The organism is Micromonospora sp. NPDC005710, from assembly GCF_040630995.1.
In the GTDB taxonomy this organism is placed as follows: domain Bacteria; phylum Actinomycetota; class Actinomycetes; order Mycobacteriales; family Micromonosporaceae; genus Micromonospora.
Genome location: NZ_JBEXYP010000017.1, coordinates 118,888 through 125,390, shown reverse-complemented (window position 1 = coordinate 125,390; position 6,503 = coordinate 118,888). Strand labels below are relative to the sequence as shown.

7 protein-coding genes are annotated in these 6,503 nt (G+C 69.4%); 1 reads left to right on the top strand and 6 read right to left on the bottom strand.

Annotated elements, in window-relative coordinates:
- Positions 1 to 323 (bottom strand): alpha/beta fold hydrolase (locus ABZ406_RS22770; protein ID WP_357764985.1); only part of this gene is annotated, 323 nt, incomplete at its 3' end.
- Between the two features lie 200 nt (positions 324 to 523).
- Complete coding sequence (locus tag ABZ406_RS22765; protein ID WP_357764982.1) at positions 524 to 1,837, bottom strand: aspartate aminotransferase family protein; 1,314 nt, start codon at positions 1,835 to 1,837, stop codon at positions 524 to 526.
- 84 nt (positions 1,838 to 1,921) lie between these two features.
- Between ABZ406_RS22765 and ABZ406_RS22760 the strand changes: the two genes are divergently transcribed.
- Positions 1,922 to 2,809: a LysR family transcriptional regulator gene (locus ABZ406_RS22760; protein WP_357764979.1), complete on the top strand. Its 888-nt coding sequence runs from the start codon at positions 1,922 to 1,924 to the stop codon at positions 2,807 to 2,809.
- A gap of 179 nt (positions 2,810 to 2,988) precedes the next feature.
- Here ABZ406_RS22760 and ABZ406_RS22755 read toward each other — a convergent pair whose 3' ends face one another.
- The 4 genes from ABZ406_RS22755 to ABZ406_RS22740 all read right to left on the bottom strand — a co-directional run bounded on the left by ABZ406_RS22755 (position 2,989) and on the right by ABZ406_RS22740 (position 6,489).
- Positions 2,989 to 4,113, bottom strand: coding sequence for a hypothetical protein (locus ABZ406_RS22755; protein ID WP_357764976.1), 1,125 nt, complete (start codon positions 4,111 to 4,113; stop codon positions 2,989 to 2,991).
- A complete protein-coding gene (locus ABZ406_RS22750; protein WP_357764973.1) occupies positions 4,110 to 4,682 on the bottom strand; it encodes a sigma-70 family RNA polymerase sigma factor in 573 nt (190 codons plus the stop codon). The genes ABZ406_RS22755 and ABZ406_RS22750 overlap by 4 nt, the downstream gene beginning before the upstream one ends.
- 246 nt (positions 4,683 to 4,928) lie before the next feature.
- On the bottom strand, positions 4,929 to 5,348 hold the full coding sequence (locus ABZ406_RS22745; RefSeq protein ID WP_357764970.1) for an Mth938-like domain-containing protein: 420 nt from the start codon (positions 5,346 to 5,348) through the stop codon (positions 4,929 to 4,931).
- 127 nt (positions 5,349 to 5,475) lie between these two features.
- Complete coding sequence (locus ABZ406_RS22740) at positions 5,476 to 6,489, bottom strand: YafY family protein (RefSeq protein WP_357764967.1); 1,014 nt, start codon at positions 6,487 to 6,489, stop codon at positions 5,476 to 5,478.
- Between the last annotated feature and the right edge of the window lie 14 nt (positions 6,490 to 6,503).

The window sequence follows — 6,503 nt, the reverse complement described above, 5'->3', positions numbered from 1 at the left end:
GGCGCGGTGGCCGCCGCGACGGTCGCCGCGCCGCCGCTGATCGACTGGCCGATGATCACGGCGGGGCCGCCGAGGTGGCGCACTACGGCGACGAGATCGCCCGCGATGTCGGTACGGCTGTAGCCGTCCCAGCCGAGGCTGGAGTCGCCGCAGCCGCGGATGTCGACGTTGGCAACCCGGTATCCGGCGGCGGCCAGGGCTGGAGCGAGGAAACGGTAGGAGTGCCGACTGTCGCCGATACCGTGCGCCAGGACCACGAGCGGGCCCTGCCCGGACACCTCGTAGGCGAGGGTGTTGCCGGCGATGGTCAGGTACTCGGTCATGACGAACTCCAGAGGTTTGGTTAACAGCGCTATCGTTAGGTTAATTGCGTTAACCAGACACGTCAAGCGATCTTCCTCGATCGGCCCCTCCCGCAGCTTGGCGCTCGACCCGTCAGTGACCACGCCGGTGTGCGTGTCACCACCATCCGCGCTGTCTGGTCAGGTCAAGGGCGGGCTGCCAACGGGTCCCGGCTGGGGTGTCAGGGTGTGAACTGCGGCAGCACGTCGGCGAGCGCTTGATCGAGGATCTCCAGACCCAGGTCCAGCTCTGCGTGGCTGGAGGTGAGCGCTGGCGCGATGCGAAACACGCCGCCCATGCCCGGCAGCTGCACCACGTTCATGTGCAGGCCCAGCTCCAGGCAACGCCCTGTCACGGCGGCGCCCAGCGCGTCGGCCGGTCGCCTCGACTCCCGGTCGCTGACCAGCTCGAGCCCGACCAGCAGCCCGCGGCCCCGCACGTCGCCGACCACCGGGTGCCGTTGGCTGATCTCCTGAAGACCCTTGCGCAGGTACGAGCCCAGTTGCGCCGCCTGTTCGTCGAGCCGGTCGGCCTCCAGCACGTCCAGGACCGTGTTGCCGACCGCGGCTACCAGCGGGTCCGAGACGTGCGTGGTGAAGAAGAGGAAGCCGCGCTCGTGTGCCGTCTGCTCGATCTCCGGGCTGGTCACCACAGCGGCCAGTGGCAGGCCGGCGCCGAGCGTCTTGGAAAGGGTCAAAATGTCCGGCACGATGCCGTCACGCTGGAACGCGTACCACTCTCCGGCGCGGCACAGACCGGTCTGCGCCTCGTCGAGGATCAACAGCCCGCCCCGCTCGTGCACCTTGTCGCGCAGGGCCTCAAGGTAGCCCGGTGGCAGGTCGATCACTCCTCCGGAGCTGAGGATCGGCTCGACGATGCACGCTGCCAGGCTGCCCACCGACTGGGCGTCGAACAGCTCGAACGCGAACTCCAGCTGACGCCGCCAGTCCAGCTCGCCGTTGGGAAGGGTGAAGTCGGGCCGGTACGCGTTGGGCGTGGGGATCGCGAAGTTGCCGGGCGCCGCGGGCCCGTACCCCTTGCGCCCTGAGCTGTAGGTGGCGCTCGCCGCAGCCTGCGTCATCCCGTGCCAGGACCGGGCGAACGAGATGATTTCGTGCCGGCCGGTGACCAGCTTCGCCATCCGGATCGCCGCCTCATTGGACTCCGCGCCGGTGGTGAGCAGCAGGACCTTGTCCAGCGGCGCGGGCAGCGAGCCGGCGAGGCGGCGTGCCAGCTCGACCACGGGCCGGCTCAGCATGCCACTGAACAGGTGGTCGAGGGTGGCTGCCTGCCGCTGGATGGTGGCTACGACGGCCGGGTGGGAGTGGCCGAGGATCGCGCTCATCTGCCCCGACGTGAAGTCGAGCAGGCGGCGGCCGTCGGCGGTGAAGACGAAGCTGCCCTCGGCGCGGTCGATGATCTCACGTACGAAGCTGCCCGCGCCGACGTAGCGGATCAGGTGACGATCGGCGTCGGACCAGAACGAATCAGTCATGGACCGACGCTAGGCAGCCCGGACAGGCCCGTCCATCGCACATTTCCGTTGTCGCTGTTAAGCAGAGCCGTACAGTCGGCGGTCATGACGCTGAATCCGTGGCGGCTGCGCCTGCTCGCCGACCTGGGGACGTACGGCACCGTTCGGGCCGTTTCTCAGCGCGCCAACCTGAGTCCGTCGGCGGTGTCACAGCAGCTGAGCACGCTGGAACGGGAGACCCGGACCGCGCTGCTGGAACGCGCCGGGCGGCGGGTGCGGCTCACGGCGGCCGGGATGTTGCTCGCCGGCCGGGCTCGGGAGATCCTCGCAGCCATGGACGCAGCCGAGGTGGAGCTGCGCCGCCTTGCCGACGAGCCGGCCGGCACTGTCACCGTGGCCGCGTTCCAGAGTGCGGTGCAGGCCCTCGCCGAACCGGCGATCGTCCGTCTCGCGGCCCGGCACCCGGACGTGAGCGTGGTGTTGCTGGAGCTGGAGCCGCACGAGAGCATGCCGGCGCTGCGTCGCGGCGACGTCGACCTGATCATCACGACGGCCGACTTCGCCGGCGCCGAGCTCTCCCCGGAGATTCACCTGGTGCCGCTCGCCACCGACCCGATCGTGCTCGTGCTGCCCCCGGAGCATCCACTGACCAGCGCCGAGTCGGTCACCTTGGAGGCGTGCGCGCAGCAGCGCTGGACGTTCGACGTCACCGGCTCGTACATGTCCCAGTTGTCCACCCGGCTGTGCCGGGAGGCCGGCTTCGAGCCCCTGGTGATCTGTCGGTTCAACAACTACATGCTGGCGCTCCAGCATGTGGAGAACGGTCGCTCGATCACCATGCTGCCGAAGCTGGCGGTGGACCCGCGATACCGGGTGGTGACCCGACCGCTGAGCCCGCCACTGACCCGGCGCATCACCGCCGGGGTCCGGCGACCGGCCGCGTCACGCCCCGAGGTGACGGCCGTGCTCAATGCTCTGAGAGCAGGTGACTGACACCCTGCTTATTCGGATGCAGGTCTATACCAGCCGGATGGTGAAGCAGCCTTCCGTCGGGTAGGCCGTGCGAACGACAGAACGACGGTGCGGGCCGCCTTCAGGCTGCCCGCACCGTTACCGGAAGCCGGACGCGTTACGCCCGTCTGCCGGAATGCTGCTGGGTGAGAGTTCCCGGCCTACAGGTCGGCCTTCGTCACGCGGGAGGATTCGTACGTCGTGAAGGCCCGGGGAAGGCCCGGCACTGTGGAGACGTCCTTGACCAGCATGCCGGTCGTGGCGTCGATGGTCAGCACCTCGCTGCCCTCGCCGCCGAACGCCTCGGGGCCGGCGGTGATCGTCAGCGTGGCCTTGCCCTCGGTGGTCGAGTTGGTGACGCTGACCGCGGCGATGGTGGACAGCAGACGCAGCACACCGGCCCGGACCTGCGTGTTGCCGTCGCCAGCAGACAGCGCTTGAGTGCTGTACGTCCACAGGGCGTTGTCGAAGTGCCGCTGAACGGCCTGGGGGCTGTACGGCTTCGGCTTGGCGTTGCCACCCTTCTGCTCGATGATCACCTGCGCGTTCGCCTGCTGCTTGTCCCACACCGCCTTCTGCGCTGCGGGGTCGAGGCCCACCAGCGGGTCCTTGGCTGCCTTGAGCATCTGCGTCCGGCCGTCGGCCGGGCTGCTGTCCGCTGCGGCGACGGCTGCCTTGAGGAGCGGAGCGTAGCCGCCTTCCGTCATCTGGTCCTGGTGACGGACGATCGCCCGCTTGATGTCCTTCACGCTGTTGCCCGTATAGATCGCGTGACCGTCCGTGTACAGCGTGTAGACGACCTGCATGGTCTTGGTGCCGTGGACCTGCGTCGCCTTCACCAGCCATGCGTCGCCCACCGACGGGGTGACCGTCTTGATGGACCCGGCCAGGGTCATCAGCGGCGCGCGCTCGGCGGACCCGTCGACGGTGGCCGAGCCCGAGGTGGCGGCCGACGAAGCATTGCCGGCCTCCGTGGCCACGGTCCCCGACTGGTTGAGCACCACAGCGACGACCGCCGCCGCGGCGGCAACCCCCACCCCGGCGCCGATGCCCAAGCGGCCCGCGATACCGATCCGGCGGCGGCGCTGCTCCCGCGTGGTTGTCGTCGTTTCCATTGTTGACGTCGCCTCCATAGTCGTGTCCTCCGCTGATATCGCGTCCCGCAGCCGCACCGCTCCGGGGTCGGCCATAGCCGCCCGCAGCACCGCCCGCGCCCGCTGATACGCCTCCGGGCGTAGTGGTTCTGCGCTGCCCAACGCACCGACCAGATCGAGCTCGTCGGTCATCGGTGTCTCTCCTTCGCGCTGTTGCGGTCCTTCAGGAGCGCGGACACCCCCGGGGCGTCGCGCAGTGCCGTCCTGGCCTGGCTCAGCAGCCGCCGCGCGGTGCCGGCCGGTATGCCGAGTGCCCGCGCGGCGTCGGCTGCGGTCAGGTCCTCCCAGGCGACGAGCCTCAGGACCTCCCGCTCCTCGGGTTTGAGCCGCGTCAGGGCCGACCGCAGCACCGCCCGGGCGTCCACGCCAAGGTCCACCGCCGGCCACGGATCCCATCCGGTAGCCACGTCCGGCACGTCCGCGACCAGGTCCTCGGCGGGCCGGGACCGCCAGTAGCGCCGCAAGCGATTCAGTGCCACCCCGTACAGCCACGGCCGCGCATCGTTGTACGACCGGTCGTACGAGCGCCGCGACTCGAACGCCGCAACCCACACCTCGCCCAGGAGGTCCTCAGCCGCATCCCGCCCCGCCCGGCGAACGAGGTACGAACCGACGGCGGCCTCATGACGCTCGACCACCTCCACGAAGGCGTCGACATCGCCATCCAGCGACCGGCCTATCAAATCCGCATCCGAAGCCATGGCCCTCCTCGGCAAAATCCGCGCTCCAACCTGACATTGCCGATCCGGGCGAGAAGTGTTCAGGCACCGAGGTCCGAGGGCGAGCAGTGTTGTCGACCGGAACGTATGGACGGGGCGGTGGGGAGCCCCGTCGGCATCGTTCCGTCAGTGGCAGGAGATGGATGCGCCGCGCGCCCCGCGTTGACGAGTTCCCCACGGTGGGCGCGAGTGCACTCTCATGGCCGCTGCGGGCGGGTCTGTTGTCGTCTAGCAGGTCGAGTGGAACAGCCCTGCGACGGCAATACCATCCCTGGCGAGGCTGTTGTAGATCTGGACTGCCTCGGTGGTCTCGGCCACGTGGACAGTCACCCCGCACTCCTCGAACAGCCCGAGGGTGCGCGCGTCGATCTGCAGCTGCAGTTGCATGCCACGCGACAGAACGACGGTCTTGGCGCCATGAGACAGAAGTTCTTGGACGTCGTCGGGCTGCACGCCGGGGCTGTGGCGGGTGCCGGTCTCGGACCAGTCCCACGGGCGGCCACCGCCGGGGTAGAGCTTGAAGTCCTTGCCAACCCCGATTTCCTCGACGTCCATTCGGCCCCACGAGATTGACAGGACGAGCGGGGAACGAGGTATTTCGCTAGACACGGCGTCTCCTCGTTGGGGGAGCCGCGTCGGCTGCGGCATGGACGTAGCTTAACGCCGCCAGCAGGCCAACAGCTCTGCCAGCGGTCAGCAGATCAGCAGGCCGTACGACCTTGTGGAACCGGCAATGATCTCGGATGTCCGTCAAACCAGGTCCAGCGCGCGCCCATCACGGGCTGCCGTCATGCGTGAGGCGGACTCCACGGGCGGAGGTCGTAAGCCGGTCGGCGAGCGCGATGACGAGACCGCGGAGGTCATCCGGTCGCTCGATGACAAACGGCTTGTCGAGCGATGCGAGCACCGGAGGCAACCAGTCGAGCCGCTCCGCCCACAGCTCGACGCGGAGCCAGCGCTCGGTCTCCGGATCTGCGTCTCCACCGGACGAGGGCTCCTGCACGCTCGCGACGCTGGCGGGAAGTCGGGTGCGGATCTGCTCGACCGTCGCCTGGATCCACAGTGTCACCTGATGCCGGTACGGAGTATTGGCGAGCCCGGAGAGGACGCGCTGCGCCGGATCGAGTCCCGCGGGCGGCTCGAACGCGCCGGGCAGGGTCCGCGCGTCCGCGATGCGATCCAACCGGAACGTCCGGTCTTCGCCGATCTCGGGATCCGCGCCCGTGACGTACCACCGGCCCGAATGGGCGACGAGCCCGTACGGGTGCAGCGTGCGTTCGCTGTGCCGCCCGTCGGCGGCGGTGTACCTGAGCGAGACCGGCCGGCGATGGTGCACGGCATCGGCGAGGCAGAGCAGGAGCGCGGTCTCCGGGACGGCGAACTCGCCGGGCGGAGCCGTGAAGGTGAGGGATTCGAGCACAGCGTCGAGCCTCTGGGCGAGCCGTTTGGGCAGTACCCGCCGGATCTTCGCCGCCGCCGTCTCACTCGCCGTGCCCGTCGCCGTCATCAACCCCGCTCGACGACCGGCGACCAGGCCGAGCAGCACGGCGAGCGCTTCGTCGTCGCCCAGCATGAGCGGAGGCATGCGGTATCCGGCAGCGAGCCGGTACCCGCCGTAGCGGCCGCGCACCGACTCGACGGGTACGTCGAGCTCGATCAGGTGGTCCACGTACCGCCGCACGGTGCGCCCGTTGACGCCGAGCCGGTCGGCGAGTTCGGCCACCGTCCGGCTGCCGCCCGACTGGAGGAGTTCCAGCAGCGTGAGCACGCGGGCGGTGGGTCGAGCCATGCGTGGAACCTAGC

Coding starts and splice junctions, on each gene's coding strand:
- ABZ406_RS22765 (WP_357764982.1), bottom strand. CDS start 1,837: ATGACTGATTCGTTCTGGTCCGACGCCGATCGTCACCTGATCCGCTAC.
- ABZ406_RS22760 (WP_357764979.1), top strand. CDS start 1,922: ATGACGCTGAATCCGTGGCGGCTGCGCCTGCTCGCCGACCTGGGGACG.
- ABZ406_RS22740 (WP_357764967.1), bottom strand. CDS start 6,489: ATGGCTCGACCCACCGCCCGCGTGCTCACGCTGCTGGAACTCCTCCAG.
- ABZ406_RS22745 (WP_357764970.1), bottom strand. CDS start 5,348: ATGCCGCAGCCGACGCGGCTCCCCCAACGAGGAGACGCCGTGTCTAGC.
- ABZ406_RS22750 (WP_357764973.1), bottom strand. CDS start 4,682: ATGGCTTCGGATGCGGATTTGATAGGCCGGTCGCTGGATGGCGATGTC.
- ABZ406_RS22755 (WP_357764976.1), bottom strand. CDS start 4,113: ATGACCGACGAGCTCGATCTGGTCGGTGCGTTGGGCAGCGCAGAACCA.